General features: G+C 56.5%; 15 protein-coding genes. 1 reads left to right on the top strand and 14 read right to left on the bottom strand.

Annotation, left to right across the window (positions count from 1 at the left end; genetic code table 11):
• Positions 1 to 320: 320 nt before the first annotated feature.
• The 3 genes from EHV15_RS21645 to EHV15_RS21635 all read right to left on the bottom strand — a co-directional run bounded on the left by EHV15_RS21645 (position 321) and on the right by EHV15_RS21635 (position 3109).
• Positions 321 to 1859 (bottom strand): YcdB/YcdC domain-containing protein, encoded by a 1539-nt coding sequence (locus EHV15_RS21645; protein ID WP_128633038.1) that lies wholly within the window; start codon positions 1857 to 1859, stop codon positions 321 to 323.
• Between the two features lie 18 nt (positions 1860 to 1877).
• On the bottom strand, positions 1878 to 2453 hold the full coding sequence (locus EHV15_RS21640) for a DUF1572 family protein (RefSeq protein ID WP_128633037.1): 576 nt from the start codon (positions 2451 to 2453) through the stop codon (positions 1878 to 1880).
• Between the two features lie 125 nt (positions 2454 to 2578).
• Positions 2579 to 3109, bottom strand: coding sequence for a hypothetical protein (locus EHV15_RS21635; RefSeq protein WP_128633036.1), 531 nt, complete (start codon positions 3107 to 3109; stop codon positions 2579 to 2581).
• A gap of 302 nt (positions 3110 to 3411) precedes the next feature.
• On the opposite strand from EHV15_RS21635, the gene EHV15_RS21630 reads away from it, so the two are divergent.
• On the top strand, positions 3412 to 5736 hold the full coding sequence (locus EHV15_RS21630; protein WP_178075926.1) for an Ig-like domain-containing protein: 2325 nt from the start codon (positions 3412 to 3414) through the stop codon (positions 5734 to 5736).
• Here the strand turns inward: EHV15_RS21630 and EHV15_RS21625 are convergent.
• The 11 genes from EHV15_RS21625 to EHV15_RS21575 all read right to left on the bottom strand — a co-directional run bounded on the left by EHV15_RS21625 (position 5711) and on the right by EHV15_RS21575 (position 19960).
• The gene (locus EHV15_RS21625) at positions 5711 to 6697 is read right to left on the bottom strand and encodes a dihydrodipicolinate synthase family protein (RefSeq protein ID WP_128633035.1); all 987 of its coding nucleotides are present in this window, start codon (positions 6695 to 6697) and stop codon (positions 5711 to 5713) included. The two genes, EHV15_RS21630 and EHV15_RS21625, sit on opposite strands and share 26 nt — an antisense overlap.
• Positions 6694 to 8022 carry a beta/alpha barrel domain-containing protein gene (locus EHV15_RS21620; protein ID WP_128633034.1) on the bottom strand — a complete coding sequence of 443 codons (1329 nt, stop codon included), beginning with the start codon at positions 8020 to 8022 and terminating at the stop codon, positions 6694 to 6696. Before EHV15_RS21620 ends, EHV15_RS21625 begins: the two co-directional genes overlap by 4 nt.
• 105 nt (positions 8023 to 8127) lie before the next feature.
• Positions 8128 to 9456, bottom strand: a complete 1329-nt coding sequence (locus tag EHV15_RS21615) for a helix-turn-helix domain-containing protein (RefSeq protein WP_128633033.1) — start codon at positions 9454 to 9456, stop codon at positions 8128 to 8130.
• Between the two features lie 44 nt (positions 9457 to 9500).
• The gene (locus EHV15_RS21610; protein WP_178075925.1) at positions 9501 to 10610 is read right to left on the bottom strand and encodes a sugar phosphate isomerase/epimerase family protein; all 1110 of its coding nucleotides are present in this window, start codon (positions 10608 to 10610) and stop codon (positions 9501 to 9503) included.
• Complete coding sequence (locus EHV15_RS21605) at positions 10594 to 11592, bottom strand: Gfo/Idh/MocA family protein (protein ID WP_128633031.1); 999 nt, start codon at positions 11590 to 11592, stop codon at positions 10594 to 10596. Before EHV15_RS21605 ends, EHV15_RS21610 begins: the two co-directional genes overlap by 17 nt.
• A gap of 671 nt (positions 11593 to 12263) precedes the next feature.
• A complete protein-coding gene (locus EHV15_RS21600; protein WP_128633030.1) occupies positions 12264 to 13088 on the bottom strand; it encodes a carbohydrate ABC transporter permease in 825 nt (274 codons plus the stop codon).
• A 37-nt stretch (positions 13089 to 13125) separates the two neighbouring features.
• Positions 13126 to 14085, bottom strand: a complete 960-nt coding sequence (locus EHV15_RS21595) for a carbohydrate ABC transporter permease (protein WP_128633029.1) — start codon at positions 14083 to 14085, stop codon at positions 13126 to 13128.
• A 20-nt stretch (positions 14086 to 14105) separates the two neighbouring features.
• Positions 14106 to 15497 (bottom strand): ABC transporter substrate-binding protein, encoded by a 1392-nt coding sequence (locus EHV15_RS21590; RefSeq protein WP_128635466.1) that lies wholly within the window; start codon positions 15495 to 15497, stop codon positions 14106 to 14108.
• Between the two features lie 231 nt (positions 15498 to 15728).
• Entirely contained in the window at positions 15729 to 17816 is a 2088-nt protein-coding gene (locus EHV15_RS21585) for an alginate lyase family protein (protein WP_246061729.1), read from the bottom strand.
• 54 nt (positions 17817 to 17870) lie between these two features.
• Positions 17871 to 18944: a dihydrodipicolinate synthase family protein gene (locus EHV15_RS21580; RefSeq protein WP_128633028.1), complete on the bottom strand. Its 1074-nt coding sequence runs from the start codon at positions 18942 to 18944 to the stop codon at positions 17871 to 17873.
• Positions 18944 to 19960, bottom strand: coding sequence for an NAD-dependent epimerase/dehydratase family protein (locus EHV15_RS21575; protein WP_128633027.1), 1017 nt, complete (start codon positions 19958 to 19960; stop codon positions 18944 to 18946). The genes EHV15_RS21580 and EHV15_RS21575 overlap by 1 nt, the downstream gene beginning before the upstream one ends.
• Positions 19961 to 20023 lie beyond the last annotated feature (63 nt).

Genomic DNA, 20023 nt, shown 5'->3' with positions numbered 1-20023 from the left:
GAAACGAAGAATATAAGAACAAAAAATGGCTTTATTTCACCGATATCCATCCATTTGAGTGAAATAGAGGAAAATAATGTCGTTATTTTCTCGAATCACAAGGAAATGCCCGCGTTCCGGACCATTCGTAGGAAAATAAGTACAAAAAATGCCGCTAACGGGAACCAATATGATTAATTCCGGATAATAAGTACATAAAGTACCGCTATTTTGAAGGTCCTGCCGACGGTTGGTCCTGCCACGGTTAGTCCAGCCGACGGGTCGTCGTTCCAGCAGCCGGCTGTCAAGCGCCGATTTCTAGGTTGAGCCGAACTTCCTGCCTATTCCTTCCGCAAAATAAACTCCCCGGTCACCGCGTCGATAAAAGCGAGGCGTCGCTTTTTCCCAAGGCTATTCGTCACCGCAGTATCGGATTGATACACAAGCCGGTACTCCGGCAGCGCTTGATCACGATCCAAAAACCACTTCAGGCGAAGTTTCAGTTGCCCGGCATATAACTCGAAGGCCTGTTCAGGCGTAATCGCCGGATGGAATTGCCGTGAAGCGAGAGCCTCGATCATTTCATAAGAAGTCCCCATATACATGCAAACGGTTCCGGTAGCAGTGCACACGCTGATCGTTACCCGTTCGAGATGGACGGGGACACCATGGATATAAACCGGCAGGTAAAAAAATTCCCTGGAGCGCTCCTCTTCCCCCTCGTCCTCGGCATCGATTTGCAGTTGGAGATACTTCGTATAATCCGGGAAAACCATCCGTAAAAACCGTTCCGCCACTTCCCAGCATTCGGCTCGGCTGAACGCGGGACTTCCTTCTTCGCCACAGCCCGTATGGTGGTAACCTGCCAGCCGTCCCGTCGATTTCTCCACCTGCACCATAATCGAAGTTTTGCGGAAAAAGCGCAGCTTGTCTCCCCATTTCCGCTCCATATAACCTTCCGCCGACAGTGGATCCCGTTCCCGTTCATTCTCCTCTTCCTCTTGCGTCTTAAGCTGATAAATCCGCTTCACTCTTTCCCCATCGTCCGAAGATTTCTCCAGGACATAACGGTTCATGTCGATACCCAGCCGCTGCTCCCAGGACTCTTCCGAAAGAGGCGGCGCTTGCGTTATGTTCTCATTCGAAGATAGCGGGCGGCTCGGCGGCAAAACATAATGATCAGGCCCGAACAGGTCGCGGCCGGTGGTCGCGTCGATCAGGGCATGGTCCGGCTCCGGCTCATAAACAAGCCGGTCTTCCGGTTCGGTGCCTTTCATTTCATAGATGGAAGGATGCAGGTTCAAAATAATGGGCTTCATCCGCAGACATTGTTTGAGTTCCTCTAAAATTTGCGCTTCAGGCGTAATGGCATTGGGCCAATCCGGTATAGGAATCGCCTTGTCCAACCGGCTTTCCAGCCGATAACGCGTGACGTTGAAGCGGTGATCCACCGTCAGCTCACACCCCGTGTCCGGAAGCGGCAAGCCCCCGGCCTCCTGGCGATAGGCGAACGTATGCGGAATTCGTCTTTTCATCGTTTCGCAAATGGTCAGTTTGTCAGGCTCGGGATGATATTCGGCTACAAAGGCATCCGCGGCCTTTTTCGCCAGCTTAAGCTTATCTTCATCCGCCATAAGGCTTTCGGCTTCCGTCCCGTGGTCCTCTTCCGGCCCGTTTATACTTAGCCGGGTAAGAATCCCTGTGGCGATATCCAGAGAGACTTCAATTTGCTGCTCCTCATCGCCGGGATCCTCCCAAATAAAACAACGTTCCCGCTCTTCCTCCTGGGGAACGCTGTCCTCCATCTCCAGCCGGTAGTGAGGAGGGATTGTGACGATGGTTTGCGCGATTTGGCGAAGTTGATTGAAATCAGTGACCATGAGTGTGGCTTTCCCCCCTTACTTCAAGCGCTTCAGTTCATCGTCGGTAAAGTTTTTGACGGCCTTGTCTTGGGAAAATTTTGTCTCATTATATTGATTGGAGCGTTTTTTTGGGATGGACAAGCTGTCCCAGTCCGTTTTCTTCAGGATCTTGGCAGCATAAATGATCTGCCCGACATGGTAAGGGTAATGCGCCAGCTGCCTGTTGATCGCATCCATAACGGTGTGCCCTTCATTGCGGATATAAATAACTTGCGTCAATTGATCCGGACGGAGGGAACGAATCGCGCTCAGCAAGCAATCCCAGCCTTCATTCCATTTTTGCAGCAGTTCCTCTTGGCTTAGGATGTCATTTTCAAACTCGACATCGCGGTTGCGCCAAGGTTTCTCCCCGTCAGACGTAAGAAAATCGGTCCAGCGCGAAAGCATGTTTCCCCACAAGTGCTTTACGATCGTGGCAATGCTGTTGGAATCCTCGTTAAAAGCGACGAACCATTGGTCAGGTTCCAATTGATCCATCGCTTTTTCTCCCAGCGTTTTATAGTACAGAAATAGCTTCTCCACACTTTCCAAATAGACTTGATTTACGTCCAAGGGATGTTCCTCCTTTTTACTTTCCAGAATTTTCATATATCTTAACACGGATACACTTTGATGGGAATGAAATTCCGAAACGCATTCAGCGGTTCTTCGCATCCGCTTTTGCAGGTATCCAGATCCTAGAGCTTTATGGCTTCTAACGCCTGTATTAATGCGGTGATGGAATGGGTCAGCACGCCATTGGGATCTTGCTCCAAATCGCCAAAATTTCCGTATTCCGTGTCAATCCATTCAACCGCCCCCATTTGATTGTTGAAAACCAGCAAAATTTCGCCGATATTCGCATAGATGGAACCGATCCAGATCCGCTGTCCAAAGTCATTTCCGCCGGTCCATGCGGTGTAGTTATACATGAGCTGTTCACTAATTGCCTGGCTTTGGTCCAAGCCCTGAAGCGCGATATGGAGCTTAAATTCTTTATTGAATTCAAACCAGTTCCCCCATTGATCCGTGGGCGGCACCTGGGACGCATCGATAACCCCTTCCAGCTCCTCAAAATAAAAACCCCCGTAATATTCTTTCAGTTCCGGATGAAGCGTAAACCCCAACTCCCGCTCGGACGCCGAAAAATCAACTTGTTCCGTATTTACTTGATAGGCACCTGGATAATGTTGTTGTAGAAAGTGTTGAAGTGTCTCTTTAAGTGTCATATATAACTCCTTTATTCGCCGGATAATCCTAGTATAGCATCTTTAATAGGCATTCTCTGCCAAAAAACGTACCGGTGCCCAACCTACATTGGAATTATCCAATAGAATTGGAAGGCTATCACCAAATAGCATCGTTGATTAGATTTTTCCAATCAGCCAAACCGCAACCCCACTTCCCCCACCACCCCCAAAACAAGCTCCCTTTAAAGGACGATATACGGATATTTCCCTTTCCAAGTATTGCCGCTACAATGAGAAAAAATCGGCGGGTGCTCATCCGCGTGAAAGTGAGGGAGATGAAGATGTTAGCTCATCGTTTGAAGCGGAATGGCGGCGTTTCCTGTTGGTTGTTTAGGCTCTGCATCGCGCTACTGGCCGCGGCATTGCTTCCCCTATGGCCCCTGGCTTCGCTTCCCGCCGCATCGGCCGAGTCCTCCTTGACCATCGACACGCCTGCGGACGGCGAGGATGTGGAAGTCGGGACGATCACCGTATCCGGCCGTTATAGCGAAGCTTACGCCATCAAACTGATCGTCAACGGCACCGAGCAGCTCGATACCCGGATGGAAGGGGAAAGCGGCGCGGAATCGGGCACATGGTCTGCCGAACTGGACACAAGCCGGTATGACGGGGAGATCACTCTGGTCGCCAAAGGAACGAACAGCACTACCCGTTATGGCGTGACCAGCGCCCCTGCCGTCATCACCGTAAACAACCCGAACGCGGTGAAGCCGGTCGTGACCATTATCAGCCCGCGCGACGGGGAGAAGGTCAAAGGTTCCGGCACGACGGTTCAAGTCTCCGTTGCCTCCCCAAACCCGTTGACGAAAGTGGAGGTGAGAATTAACGGAGGTGCGTGGAAACGGGCGGGAAAATCCGGAAAAGTATACAAGTACAACTGGAACACAAAAGGCCTCGGCAACAAAACCTCCAGCATTGAGGCCAGGGCCGTCGATTCGCGGGGGAACATCGGCCGCAGCTTAACCGTCTATGCTTCCACCGGCAGCGGAACGCACGAGGATATTACGCTTGCAAAACAGGATCGGGCCATGTGGATTTGGGAAAAAGCGGCCTACAACCTGTTCCTTAATCCGGGTTCGCGGACCGCGCTAAAAGCGTTTGCCGACGACACCTCCACCTTCGATTCGGATCCGATCACCACTTTTTATATCGGCGTGTTCCCCTATGGCGGGGTCGACATCCTTGAGGAATATCCGGAAAAAGTCCGCGATTTCGTGCGGTGGGCGCACGACAACGGCTACCAGGTTCATGCCTGCATCGCCGGCGGTACGACTCCTCCATATTTGGGAGCGCTTACACCTTATCACGAGCATGCGATCCGCGAGATGGAAAAGGTGATCAACTACAACATCTCCTCCGCGTCGGACGAACGTTTTGACGGCGTCAACGTGGACATTGAACCTTATATCCTGCCCGAATTCGGAGCCGAAAAGCCCTCCGTTCAGCTGCAATACCTGGATGTCCTGCAAAAAATGATCGGCCGCCGGGACACCGCCGGCATCGACTTGCCCTTCGGGCCGGCCATCCCGCGTTGGTTCGACAGCAGCGCCAGCTCCAGCGATATTACGTGGAACGGCGAAACGAAATGGCTGTCCGAGCATGTTCAGGACATCAGCGACTATATTTCGATCATGGATTACCGCGACACCGCGGACGGCAGCGCCGGCATCATCACCCAGGCGCAAGGCGAACTGGCCTACGCCAATGCGATCGGTAAGCCAAACTCCGTTGTGATCGGCGTGGAGACGCTCGACATCGCTAGCAGCGGCGATCCCGAAACGATCACCTTCCGCGAAGAGGGAAGGACTTACATGGAAGCGGAGCTCGACAAAGTGTACGCGGCGTTCAATGGCAATCCCGCGTTTGCGGGCATCGCCATGCACCACTACGATTCCATCCGCTGGCTGCCTTCCGTCTGGGGGCCGGACGGCCAATTGTGGCGCGTCACGCCGGAGGATACCTCGCCCCCGTCCGCTTTGAGCGGACATCCGGCGGCGGCGGCGTTCGACTATCAAAGCATCAACCTAAGTTATGGCCGGGCCACGGACGACTCCGACATTGAACATTATTTGATTTACCGCAGCACAGAGCCGGATTTTACCCCGGATGAAAGCAGTCTCGCCGGAAGCTCGCGGAACTTAACCTACATGGATTCGGGCCTGCTGCCGGATACGACCTATTACTACAAAATTGCGGCCATGGATATCAGCGGAAATGTCGGCCCCGCCAGCTCCGAAACTTTAAGTGCGACGGCATCCACGTATCTGCGGCCGATGATCATCGGCGATATGGATGTGGTCTTTAACGGGACGCGCGCCGAGGTATCGCTGCACATCGTCGACCTGGATACCGGCGATGGCGTGACCGCCGCCGTATACGGCCGGTTTACGCAAAGCGGCGGCAGATACATCGAAATGCGGACCGATGCCGACGGCTTCGCCACCGGAAGCTCCGAAGCGTTGACCTTTTCGTCCGGCGAGGCCGGCTTCTGGCCGCAGCGGATCGTGGCCCCCGGCTACTATTGGGCGTCCGCCTACGATGAGCGGCGAAACGCGACCGCCGCGTGGTCCGGGGCGTCCTTCAGTACAACGCCTGATCCGCAATAACCTGCCGGAGCGCTTCGATTTCCTCGCGGGTCATTTCATAACCGGCGATATCATGCGCGGCTTCCTCCGGAATGACGCCGGATAGTACCAGGCACCACAGCATCCGTAAGATGTATTTGTCCAGCGGCTGGATAAACGTACGTTCGGCATAAGCGTCAACGCGCGAGGAGAGCGCCAGGAAGGCTGCGAAATTCCCCTCTGCGAACGCCTGCATCAAATCGTGCTGAATGCCCGGGAACGCGGCGCCCAATCCGACCAGGGCGCTGCGGGCCCCGCGCATCAGCGAGTATCCGAACATCCGGTCCTCGCCGGTGATGAGCAGCTTCTCCGGAAACTCGGCCGAAATCAGCGTGGACACATCCTGCAGTGTCATGACGCTGTCGAGCGTGGCCACTTTGATGCCGAGCGTCCGGGGCAGCGCTAGCAATTCCCGCAGCACTTCTGCGGAATACGACACGCCTCCGGCCTCGTCGTACAAATAAAAAAGCACCAAAGGGCAGCCGAATCGGGACAGCTTGCAGTGATAACTCACGATCGCCTCATCCCGCTCCCCGGGCGGCAACTCCTTGAAAATCGCCGGCGGGAACACGAGCAGGGCGTCGGCCCCCCAATGAATCGCATCGGCCGCCATGCCCAGGCTGTCCCGTTCCCACTGGCGGATTTTCATGTTCCCCAGCAGCCGGTTGTCGGGAATTGCTCCCACCCCGGCGATCAGCAGTTTTTGTCCCCCCAGCGCGGCTTTCCAAACCTCCAGCACCTGCTTGCGCTCATGCCGATCCAAATGCAGCCCTCTGCCCGTATGCGCCCAAACGGCGGCGCCGGCAATCGGCTGTTCCGAAAGATACTGCGCGTAGGCTTCCTGCGCTTTCGCATGGATTTGTCCCGTATAATAGCGGGGTACGGGCACGGCGGGGATCAACCCCCAAGCACATGCGTTTTTCACGGCATCCGTGTTATTCATTCGTACAACCTTCCTTTAACATTTTTTGACTCCAGAAAAAAAGATCGTCCCCGATCCCGATACCAGTTCGTCACCTCGCAGAATGAAGCTGTCCCGCCGCGGCCGGCGATTTCGCCCGTTTCGCGCAGATGAAGCAGCCAAGCAACCAACCCTACATCGGGATGGAAATACAATTCATGCAGCGCACGCTGCGTTTTGGAGCCCCGCTTCATGCTGTAGACGTCGCCCGGCAACTGAAACAACGTATGCATCTGCAGGCTCGAAACGCCGCGCAGCGCGTATTCCAGCGCCATTTTGCCGGAGTGCACGTCGCCCGTTCCCGACAGAGCAGGCACGGGGGATCGCAGCTCGCCTTCCAGCTCCAGCCTGCGCAGCCCGGACAATATCCGCAGATTGCGCGCGCTAAGGTCAGGTCCGCCGTAGGCCGCCCCGGCTTTGCCGCCGCCGGCAGCCTGCCGTTCGGAGTCATACAGCCGGTTCGCATAGACGATATAATCCGCCCCCTCGTCCCCTTCTTCCACCAGCGTCTTTATCGTCTGCAATTGGAACTCGTCATCAAACAGCGTGTTCATCAGCTTGATGCCCAGCCGGATTTCCCTGTCCGGCAGCGCCGACCGGATCGCCTTAGGCACCTCTCTGAGCCAGCGTATAATCGCCGGACGCTCCGCGGCCAGGTCCGAGCCAGCCAGGGTCGGGCTGAAATCTTTCTCCAGCTGGAGCGGACCGGGTTCGCCGGCCTCCTTCCAGACTTGCGCCAAGCACCGCGTTGTATAGCGGTATTCGTCCAGCCGAAAATCCTCGGCCGCGGCAGGCAGATGGTATTTGCAGGACGGCACGACCACGGTTCCCCGCTCCCGCCCGAGTTGGATCGCCTCCCGAACGAAGCTCAAATATTCATTAAAACTGCCGTGCCAGCCCCGGCCGTGCCAGGTCACGTTCCACCCCGGTTCTCCCGTTTCTTTGCCCACGATCCGGCCCACTTCCATCCGCGTCTCTTTGACGGCCCATTCCTTCATCGAGCGGTCGCCCTGCTCGTCCTCCGCGATGACCGTTTTGAGCACGACAAAGCCGAGGCCTGCTTCCGCATCGGACTGGACCTGGTGCGCGCTGAGCGAGAGTTGGCCCGAGGCTTTGCCGAAAGGATTTTTAATCGGGCGCGGCCCGTAAAACGAAGATACATCCAGTCCGTACTGTTCGAGCAAATAGAGTTCGACCTGCTCCGGCAGCCCCGTTTCGCTGAACCGCTCATAGTCGTGGCGGATCCGGACCGCGTCCTTCTGTGAAATCCGCGGCGGACCTGCCGGCAAAATAAGGTGGTTAATCATCTTCATCCCCTTTGATCATTAGTTCATGAAGATGTGTATTCAGAAATGGCGGACCGTATCCTTGTTCCGGCAAATTTTTAACATTTGTACCGGCAATTTGGCGATTTACTCTGAACGGATATTGTCCAGGTTGAGCGTATAAATCTGCCTTGGACGGCCGCGCCCCACCGGCTGTTCCTCGCCTACGATCGCAGCGATTCCGTACTTTTCGAGCGCGGCCATAATGCGGCGCGCGCTGCGCAGCGTAATGCCGAAGCCCTCCGCCAGCTGCGCGGCGGTCAGGGTCGAAGTGCCGAGCCGGCGGCAGAGCGAAATCAGCTTGTTGATCGTGCCGACGCTAAGCCCCGCTTTTTTCGCCAAAGAGATCAGCTCCGGGTCTTCGCTGCGCGCCGAATATTTTAAAGTCAGCTCCGATCCCAGCGGCCCGTAAACGAGACCGTCCTGCATAATCAAAAAGCAGTTGCCCCCGCCCCCCGCCTTTGCTTTCAGCAGCGCTTCCCGCGCCTTTCCTTCCGCTTCGTTGGCCGTCCGGCCAAGCCCGATGCCGATGCTCGCGTTCCACTGCAGCCGTTCCATCACCTCCAACAGCAGCGGGGCCTCCTGAAATTTCCGGGTCACCTGCTCGATGATGCCTTGCGTCGTAATAAAAGACACTTCTCCCGAATCGTTCCATTTGATCAGCGACTGCGTCGCCTCGCCGAAATCGACAAAAATTTGTTGGAGCACGATTTTTTTGCGCTGGATATCGTATTCGGAGACCGCTTCTTTAAGCACCCGCTCATAATGGTCGATGCTTAATATGCCGATGGCGATTTGCGTGCGGCTGAGCCGCAGGCTTTTTCCTTCGAGCAGCGCCCGGCTGAGGCAGTCGCGGATCGACGAGCGGGTGGGAATGACGCGGAAAGCCGGAACGCCCAGCTCGGACAGCTGCTGGTAAACCGAGGTCACGCAGGTGACGGTGGCGGTTACGCGGCCTTTTTTCCATAAATCGTAATGAAAAGCGACCAGGTCGTCATGACGGATTCCGGAAGCGTAGGATTTCACGTAGATTTGCCGGTGCGTTAAGCCCAATTCGTCAAGCTGTTCGGCCAGCTCTTGAGACTGAAGCACATCGACGCTGATGCGGACCTCTTCGTCAAAGGCTGTCGGCCGACGCCGGAAAAAATCAAACAGCACCTTATACAGCGCGGTTCCGGAATAATGCACATGCACCATCGGCAGCCCGGGATCGCTATCCAGCGCCAGCTGGTAAGGAATCGGACCGGTAAACAGCAAAATATCCGCCTGTTCCCGCACCCCGGTGACGACGTTCAGCGTATCCTGCTCATGCTGATAAGGCGCGGGAAACATGGACAACTCATGAAAAACTTCGCCCGCCTGAAGCACCGTTTCCACCAGATCGTACGGGCCAATCACCGCCACCTTCATGTTCATGACGACCGTCACCTCCGTTTACCGCTTGTATGGACCTTTTCGGTTCAGGTTGTTGTGCGGGACAAGTAATCCCTCACTTCGGCGTACGACTGCCGCGTAAGCTCCAGAACATCCTCCCCGAAATATTCAAAAGAAATAAAGCCGTCGTAACCCCGAGCCCGCAGCTCCTTCAAAATGGAGCGGTGGTCCGCATCACCCTGCAGCACGGGAACCGGCCTGCTTAACGCCCAGTCTTCATGGTTCCAGCGGTAATCCTTAAAATGAACATGCGTGATGGAGCCGTAAAACCGTTTCAGCACCGGCAGCGGTTCGAGCCGGTCGACAAATAGGTTAAAGCCGTCGTAAATAAGCTCCAGCTCCCCGGGTTGCCTTGTTTGACCCACTTGCCCGAGCAGCGCCGCGAGGGAGTCCGCCGTATCGGCGAACGTGCCGTTGTGGATTTCCACCGCCAGCTTGACTCCCTGCTCGTGGCAAGCGTTTAGCGCTTTCCCCAAGCCGGTGGCGGCCCGGCTCCACTGCTCGCCGCTCGCCTCCCGCGAGGCCAGATGCCCCGCGAACGTGCGGATGCGCGGGCAGCCGACCGCCGCGGCCCACCGCGCCGCTTGGCTGATGCGGGTTACATCCCGCCCGGATTCGCTGTCGCTCCGGGAAAAGTACGTGTACCCGCTGATCGCCGGAACGGCCAACCGGTGCCTGGCGAGGAGCCGGCAGAGATCGGCGGGGGTGCCGCCTCGTTGGGCGTATTCTTCGAGATGGCCGATCCACAGCTCGACGCCGTGCAGCCCCAGCCGCTCACACGCGGCAAGCACCTCCTCCAGCGTCAGCGATTTCAGCCCCGTCGAGCAGAGGCTGAACTTCATGCCATTGCTGCCGGGGGCAAGGGAAGTTTGGGGGATCGTGACATCCAGCATATCCAACGTGCCCGGTACGCCCGGCGTATCTAGCGTGTCCGGTGTACTCGGCGTATCCTGCATGTCAGGTGCACACAGCGCATCCTGTGTGTCTGGTGCGCGCGCTACATCCTGCGTATTCGGTGAACCTGGCGCATCCAACGTATCCGGTGCAGTCGGCGTGTCCGATGCCCCCAGTGTATCCGGCGGCGCATCGATTAAACGGCGTTGGCAGTCTGCTTGCGGCTTACGAGCTTCGCACAATTTGCTCCACCCCCGTTTCATGCGAACGGTACACCGCTTCGAGCGCGGCAATGACGGATCTAGCGTAAGCGCCGGAGCTGTCCGGCTCCGCATCGCGCTCGATGGCCTGCAGCAGATCCTGGAGCTGCAGGCAAAACGGATCTGCGCAATCGCCCCACTCGCCGCCCGTAACCGGCTCATATCGTCCGTTCCGGCTGATCCACAGCCCTCTGGCGGAATTTAACTTCGCCATCCCGCCGGTGAAGATCAACTCAGTTTCGTCCTTTGCCACGCCTTCGTACCCGGACTGGACGATGACCGCCCCCAGACCGCTCGCCGTCTCCGCAAAAACCACACCGCTTCCTTCCACATCGCCGATCCCGCCTTCATAACTAAGGCTCGCTTTAACTTTGCGGATGCGGCTGTCGGTGAGCCACTGGATTTTGTCGATCGAATGAGCGCCAAGGTTCATCATGATTCCCCCGCCGGCCTTGGCCTTCTCGAAAAACCAGCGGGGCCGGTTGTCGCTGTAGTAAGGCAGATGGCGCGTATCGTGGATCGCCACAAGTTTTCCGAGCTGCCTACTGCGAATCAGCGCTTTGGCCCATAAGTTAGCCGGCAAGTAATGCTGAGTGTGGCCGACCATCAGCTTGACCCCTGTTTGACTTGCGGCTGCCAGGATCGCATCGCACTGGGCTATGTTTAAGGCCATCGGCTTTTCCAGCAACAGATGGCAGCCATGCTCTGCGCAGAAACTAGCGCATTCCTCATGCAGATCATGCGGCAGCGCAATGATGACGATATCCGGCCGCTGCTCGCGGACCATATCCCGGTATCGAGTGTAGAAGGCGAGGCCGTATTTTTCTGCGGCTGCCCGGCCTTTCGCCTCATCCGTGTCCGCCACGGCCACGGCGGTTAACCGCTCGGGCCCCACCTGCCCGATCGCCTCCAAATGATGTCCCGATATGATCCCCGCCCCGATCAGGGCCACCCGGTAGGCCATCCTGTTCCCTCCCCGGTCAAAATTTAAAATGGTTGCGTTGCTGTTCACGGCGCGGTTCATGGTACAGTTCACATTACTGCTCATGGTGCGGCTCATGGTATAGTTCATGCTACAGTTCACATTACTGCTCACGGTGCGGCTCATTTCTCAACTTGACCGGCCGGTGAGGCCAGCGGAATCCTAACGGACTCCAGCGCCGCTATTTAGCTGAAATCACGAGTTTTCAGGATGTAACGGACACCAGAGACCTTATTTACCTCTAAAACGCGCGATTTCCGCCATTTTTGGGCAAATAAGAGCCCTCCTGTCCGTTAGAAGTTGAAACCCCGTTTTTTCGGGCCAATAAGGTCGTTTGAGTCCGTTAGCCAGCCGCACTACGGTCCGACGAATGAGCCCCCATAAAAATAGCGGAATTTTATGGTCCTATTTTCCGAATCTCTGCATGTTCACCACCCTTAGCGACATTTTATGTCCTTATATTCCAACGAACGGTGCGAAAACGGCCATTTCTCTGCGATTCAAGAAAATAGCGGTAAAAATTTCCTCTATTAAACTTAAACTAGGGGGACGCCGCCAAAATAGGGACATTTTTTTTCGTTATATTTTTACTTGAGTCGTACTCACGTTACTTGATACCGGCGGAGTTGCTGCCCTGGCAGAATTCTGCCGGCCTATTTAATCCCAGCAGAATTACTGCCTTGCACAAAATATTTCTCCGCGAACAAAAACACGAGCAGGATCGGGATCAGGCTCATCAGCGCGGCGGCGACCATATATTGCTCGTTTCCCGACCATTGGCCCGACATGGATAAAATCCCGATCGGCAGGGTGAAGTTTTCTTTGGAGGTGAGGAAGATCGCCGGGGACAAGATTTCGTTCCACTTCGTCATAAACGTGAACACCGCCAGCGTCGCGAAGGTCGGTTTGCACATCGGCATAAAAATACGCACGTAAATCTGGAACGGGTTGCAGCCGTCGAGCCGGGCGGACTCCTCGTAATCGCGCGGGATGCCGAGGAAAGCCTGGCGCATCAAGAAAATCCCAAACGGCTGGGCCAGCCACTCGATAATCCACAGCGGGGTCAGCGTATCCAGCATATGCAGCGATTTGAAGATGACAAACTGCGGAATGATGAGCACGACCGGCGGGATCATCATCGTCCCGAGCACGACGAGGAACAGCGTATTTTTCAAAGGAAATTTCAGCCTGGCAAAAGCGAACGCCACCATGGAGCAGGAGATCAGCGCGCCAACCACCGACAACACCGTGATGATGACGCTGTTCAGCGTGTACTGTCCGAACGGTCCCATTTTCCACACTTCGGCATAATTGCTCCACTGCACGGGCGAAGGAATCCATTCCGGGGGCACCTTCGTATATTGGGCATAACTTTTCAAGGAATTAAACAGCGTCGTCAAAAAAGGCGTGAGCATCACCAGCGAGCTTAAAATCATAACCGCGTATCCCGTGACGTCCCGCCAGCGGTTCCATTTCATGCGCCAGCCCCCCTCTTTCCCGCTTCGGCGTCTTTTCTCATTCGTAATGCACCCACTTTTTCTGCAGCGACATTTGCACGACCGTCAGCAAAAACAGGATGACAAACAACACCCAGGCGATCGCCGAGGCGTAGCCCATGCGCAGGAATGAAAAGCCTTCCTGATAGAGATAGATCATCAGCACCAGGCTGGCCTTGTTCGGTCCGCCTGCGGACGAAGCGTCCAGCGCCCCGCCGGTCATGACGTAAATTTGCTCGAACGCCTGAAACGTCGAAATCGTGCTCATGATCAGCACCAGAAACGTCGTGCCCGAGATCAGCGGCACTGTAATCCGGCGAAACTTTTGCAGCGTCCCCGCGCCGTCGATCTCCGCGGCTTCGTAAACATCGGAAGGGACGTTCTGCAGGCCCGCCAGGTAAATGACCATAATGTATCCGATGCCCTTCCACACCGCGATCAGCACGAGCAGCGGGATGACGAGATGCTCATCCTGCAGCCATTTTTGCGGCGTCAGGCCGATGGTTTGCAGCAATGCGTTGGCAAAGCCGAACCGCGGATTGAACACGGCGTCGGACACGTACATGATGACGGTCCAGGAGGAGATCACCGGCAAAAAATGCGCCAGCCGAAAAATCTTCAGCCCTTTAAGCTTCTGGTTCAGCGCCACGGCCAAAATCAACGCCAGCACTGTCTGCAGCGGCACGAACAAAACCGTGAAATAAACGGTGTTCCCCAGCGCCTTCCAAAACACCGGCTCATTCAGCAGCTTCCGGTAATTGTCCAGCCCCGTCCACTGCGGCGGGTTCAGAATATCGTACTTGGAAAAGCTGAAATAGAGAGATGCGAGCAGCGAGCCCAGCACAAACACGATAAAATGCACGAGATAAGGGGTCACCATCAGGAGTCCCCATTTGCCATCGTTATTAAGCCGTTTTTTGCGGATGCGGGCGGACTTCTGTCCGCCTTCGATCCGCACGGTTTCCGTTTTTTTCAACATGCTTATCACGCGCTTTCCGTCTAGTTCTTATAAAATTCGTCGAGCACCTGCTGCACGTCCTTATCCGCCTGGCTCAGCGCCTCGTCGACGCCGATCTCGCCTTCAAACGCCCGGTTGACGCTGTCGCCGAACTTCCCGACCCATTCGCTCCACACCGCGTTGACGTCCAGCGTTCCGGCAAATTCGAAGCTGTCCAGGAACGCCTGCTTATTGTCGGGTTTGCCGCTTAAAAACCGCTCGGAGTTGGCCACCGATTTTTTCACCGGAACCGCTTCGCCAAGCGACGCCCATTCATTTTGCACCTCGTCTTCCGTCGCCCAGTACTTCACCCATTCCCAGGCCGCGTCCCCTTTGGCGCCTTCCGCCTTTTTGTTGATCACCCACGAGTTGGCGATGACCGGGGAAAAACGTTTACCGTCCGGCCCCTTCGGGAGCAGCGTTACGTCGTAGTTTAGTCCCGCGTTGTTGGCGTCGATCGTGCGGGCGTAAATGCCGATCCGCATCGCCGCCGCTTGGCTTGGGAACGGGGCCATGTTGCTCTGGAAGCTTTTCAAGTCCGAAGGCGCCGTGAACAATTCGCGCTGCATGCCGTCGACAATCCATTCCATCGCCTGCTTGTTTTCCGGCGTACCTATGATCGACTTCGTTAACGTTTCGTCGAGCACGCCGCCCCCGTACGATTTCAGCACGGTCATCCAGCCCTCCGTAATGCTGAAAAATGTCAGGCCGTACTGGCTGATTTTGTTTTTGTCAAAAGCGGCATCGGCCGCATAAGCTCCGGCGGAATCCTTGGTCAGCTTTTCGGCGGCCGCCTTGAGGTCATCCCAGGACCAATCCTCGGTCGGGTAGGCGACGCCGGCTTCATCGAACATGTCTTTGTTGTAGTACAGCACCGCGATCTGGATACCTTGCGGGACGCCCCAGTATTTGCTGTTTGCGTCTTTGTTGAAGTCGAGCCCGTAATATTCGTCCTTGCCCAGGTCCCGTTCGATCAGTTCGGTCAGATCCTTGAGCACGCCGCGCTCCGCGTATTTCGGCACGAACACGCCGTCCGACAGCCAGACATCGGGGGCGCTTTCGGCGGCGATTTGGGTATCAAGCTTCTGAAAAAATTGATTATACGGCGAGGATTCCGTTTTGATCTTTATATTCGGATGCTTTTCCTGGAATTTGCCGATCAGCTCCTGCATTTTGGTATCTGTCTGTGCGGAAGAGTAATAGCCAAGCCGAAGCTCCACCGTTTCCGCAGCCCCGCCTTGCCCCTTCTGCCCCTGGTTTTGCTGCCCGGACTGTTCGCCCGCTCCATCGTTAATTCCCGTGGCCGCCCCGCTTCCTCCACCGCCCGAACAGGCCGATATGAACAGTGCGAATATCAATGAAAAAGTTAATAAAAGGCCCGCCCGTTTACCCATCTGCCGCTTGATGATCAGCCGTTCCATGTGCATCCCCCCAGCTCGAATTTCCACCCCTTGTTATTTTTTTCTATATATCCATGGCGAGTGTGGTTTCCTTATTTTCAAAGTACTTCTGCTCTTACTAAAGGTGAACGTCCTTAAAACGACCTAAAAAATTTTCTTCATAAAAAAGGGGGCAGGATGAGCGCCCCTGTCAGAACCACTGAAATACGCCAGCGTACCGCTTCGTCAAACCTTCACGGTGTATGTCCGGACGGAAACTCCGGGCGTGGCGCTTCTTCGCACCAGCAGTACGTCGCCGCTCAGATGGACATCGGCAAACCGGTAGCCGCGCGGCCCCTGATGGGAGAACAAAACCGCATCTTCCGCGACGCCTTCGCCTTCGCGCACCACCGACAAAGCCGTAGCCAGGTGCGGCGCAACCTTGTTGCCGTAGCTGTCCAGCACTTCCAGTTCCCGCACCGTAGGCGCAGCTTGTTCAGCGGACCCGGCCGGATACAGCACCGTCACGAATTTGGTGAAGCCGCTCCCCTTTTGCCGGAAAACAAGTCTGCTTGAGAAGGTTTTCTCGTTGTAATTCCGGGAAATCCAGCACGGCTCCACCTCTGTCTTCACCTGCCCCAGCGGGATCAAGCGCAGCAAAGGTCCGCTTCCGTTCGGGGAGCAGGCTTTGGCGAGGCCGTCCTCCTCAAAGCTTAGTTCCAGCCCCTCGGCAAAATGAAACGGGAGCCTGTAATCATGCACCTCCTCGCCATGCGCCCGGCAAGTATCGACCACGATCCAGTAATCCGGTTTGACGAACAAAATTTGCCTCAGCACCTGCACCGGATGCGGCAAACGCCAGTACCCGTCATGGCCGGCCTGCGCGTAATCGTATTCCGGGGTGAGGCGCCACCAGGCATCAAGCGGGTGGGCCGGGTCACGCCATTTCCAGGAGTCCACGTACGTTGAAATGGTCCTGCCGTCAACGGATAACGTATTGTGCTGGAGCGACTCCTTGAAATACTGGCGGTAAGCATTTTCCATGTAGGTGTTGCGCCCGGGATCGGTCAGGAACTCCTGGCCGTAGGCGAACAAATTGATATGCAGCAGGTCGTCGTGCCCGTGCGCCCGAATCACATCCATATGCCCGGCATCAAACGTCAAGTAGCGGGCGAAGCGGCTCCAATCGCTGCGCATAAAGACGTACCCGCTTTGCGCCAGCCCGATCGAGGCAAATTCCGGCTCCCGGGCCGGAAGCCGCTCATAGTCGGCGAAGCCTTTGGGGCCGAAAAACCAGATTCCCTCGTAATCAAGAACCTCGTAACCTTGCGATTTCAAGTCGCCGCGCCCAAACAAAACCGCCCCTCGCGCCAGCACATCGCGGATGTCCGTGACGTCGCTGTCGCTCAAGGCCGGCTGATGCCCGTTTGGCTGCACGAGCGCGAGTGAAGCGGTGTACATCCGGTTCAAGGTGTCCTTCAGGATTGCCGGCATCGTCAGGCCATTTAATTCCCCGAGCCACACCGATTCGAACAGGCAATGCAGCACTTCATGGTGGTACATGCTGCACTGCTCGTTTTGCAGTCCGTCATCGAACACCTGCAGAGGACACATCTCTTCGAGCCGCCGGATCGCCGCCTTAAGCCACTCGTTGGCATCTTCAACCTCAGGGAACAGCAGAGCCAGCTGAAACAAACCGTTCGTCTCCAAAAACCCCCAGTTGCTCTGTCTATCATGCGGCGTATAGGCAAGACTCAGGTACATGCCGTGCCGGCGGACCGCCTCCTTGAACAACGCCTCCTCTTTTTCTCCCCAAAGCCCGGAGACGCGGACACAGTAGTACCCCTTCAACCAGTGCGTGATCCGGATGCCGCTGTCGAGCTTGCGCCAGGTGTCTTTTACGTTATAGGCCCGGTTGGTACTGCCCCGTACTTCTTCCTCGGTCAGCGGGTTTTGCGTCATCCAATCTTTCAGCAAGCGAATATAGCCTTCCGCAAACCGCTCTTCTCCGGTGAGCCAATAGGCTTGCCCCAGCTCGCCCATATATCGCGCCCGGTTCAGCATCACGAGCCATTCCAGGTCGCCACGGTGACGGTAATTCCAGTCAATCCGCCCCGGAAAAACCACCTCTTCCCCGCAGCGCTCCATATCCCAGCGATGGGTAAAAATAAACGTGTTGCGGCAGGCCAATCCGGCCCGGCGAATCACTTCCCGCACCTCCTCCGGCCAATGCTTGCGGCAAGCGTCCGCAATAAACCCGCGATCTTCCTCCTTCCAGTAAAAACGCCTTGCTTCCAGAGAGCCCTTTCCCGCCGCGGTATCGTTTGGCAACACCGGCTTCGTCCGCCTCCTTTTTCGTGGTTTGGCTTTTTGCCCGAATACGGCAGCCTACGCTTCATTCAGCCACTCGCCCAGATACTTCTGGACAAACTCATCGTCGTTAAGATCAGGATATGCGCGATAGACGCGTTCAATCTCTGCAATTTGTCCCGGCGACAATTGTTCGTCCGGATTGAGGCACCAGTTGCCCGCCAACAGCCCTTGCCGCCGCAGCACTTCATGAATGCCGGGAATGCAGCCTTTAAATCCGTTCGCCGCGTCAAAAAAAGCCGCATTCGCATCGGTGATCCTGGCTCCCCGGCTCAGCCATTCGGCGGAAGGGACTTCCCCCCGCTCGCGCAGGGCGATGATTTCCTCCAATAGTTCCACCGCCTTTGACGTCCACACCGCCCAGTGGCCCAACAGGCCGCCGGCGATTTTTTTCTCCGCCCATTGTCCGTCCGCGGCCCGGAACCGGTACACCGTCAGCAGATCGGCCACAATGTTATCGTCGTTCCCTGTGTACAATGCGATCTCATCCCTGCGGCTGGACTCGCACACCGCGCGGACGACATCCAGCGTCTGGTACCGGTTGAACGGCGCGATCTTGATCGCCTTCACCCCGGGAAGCTCCGCCAGCTCCCGCCAAAACGCGTAGCTGAACCGCTTGCCGCCAACCGCAGGCTGCAAATAAAAGCCGAACACCGGAATCACCGACGATATCGCTTCGGAGCGCCGGATCAGTTCCGCTTCGCTCGAGTCCATGAGGCCGCCGCTATTGACCAGCCCTAGATCGTACCCCAAGGCGGCGGCCGTCTCCGCTTCGCGCACCGCCTGAACGGTGGGCCCGCAGATCCCCGCCACTTTAATGAAAGGGCGGTCTAGCCGCGCCCGCTCCACTTCCTCGGCGGCAAGCCGCAACACCGGCTCATACAGATCGATCCCGGGTTCCCGGATTTCGAACTGCGTTGTATGCACGCCTACGGCGATGCCACCGCTCCCGGACGCGATATAATACCGCGTTAACGCCCGTTGTCTCCGTTCATCGAGCCGGCGGCCGGCATCGAGCGCCAGCGGGTGGGCCGGAATCACGGTCCCGCGATGCATCAGCTGGTGAATTTCGGGTTTTAAATTTTCTCCCATCAGAAAACACCCGCCCGTTCCTGAAAATGCGTTGGCTTGCTGAGCGTTGCTCCCCCGGCTTCCACCCATCCCGCCGTCCATTCGATCATCTGCCGAAGCGGTACCCGCGGATAACCCAATTTAGCATGGGCGGCCGAAGCGTTACTAAGGAGCGCGGTCGGCTGCTCTTCACCGGCGAAAACCGGCTTTACACCAAAGGCATTGCCAAACCGCTCGGCCAGCCAGCGTACCGATACCGTCTCCGGGCCGGTTACGTTTAGCGTGACCGGAGGTGATTCGCAGAGCAGCAGCGAACGGATGGCCATTTCATTGGCATCCCCCTGCCAGATCACGTTGACCATCCCCATGTTCAGGTCGATCGGCCTGCCTTCCTTGACCGCCTTGGCAACCTCGAGCAGCACGCCGTACCGCATATCGATCGCATAATTTAAGCGGAAGTTTACCAGCGGAGTCCCGTTTTTTCGGGAAAAATATTCGAATACCCGTTCCCGCCCCAGGCAGGACTGCGCGTATTCGCCCACTGGCGACGGTGCGGTTTCTTCCGATGCCCCGCCATGTTTGATGTCGGTCAGCGGATAAATGTTCCCGGACGAAAAGGCCACGATCCGCGAGGTTTTGTATTTTTCCGCCACCCGCCCCGGCAAATACGCATTCATCGCCCAGGTGAAATATTCGCGGCCGGTCGTCCCGAATTTATTGCCGGCCATGTAAATGACGTTTTGCGCTTCCGGCAGGCCTGCCAGCGCCTGCTCATCAAGCAGATCGGCTGCCAGCGTAGCGATCCCGGCCGCCTCCAGCTCGCGCCTCAGGTCCCCCGACGAAAACCGGGACACCCCCGTGATTTTGGCCGGTTTACCGGCTGCCGCCAGCCCCCGCCGGAGCAGCTTCGCCAGGCTGGGCCCCATTTTGCCGCCGACGCCAAGAATCAGGAAATCGCCGTCCAGCTTGGCCAGGTCCCGAACAAGCCGGTCGGACGGCTCGCTTAAACACTGCTCCAGCTCATTTACCGTTTTCACAGCTCCCACCTCTTCCGCGCAACTATTTTTTTCAAATGTCCTGCTGCGTTACCTTTATGTTAG

The sequence above is a fragment of the Paenibacillus oralis genome (genome assembly GCF_003863965.1).
Taxonomy (GTDB): domain Bacteria; phylum Bacillota; class Bacilli; order Paenibacillales; family Paenibacillaceae; genus Fontibacillus; species Fontibacillus oralis.
This window is presented reverse-complemented; position numbering and strand designations above follow the sequence as displayed.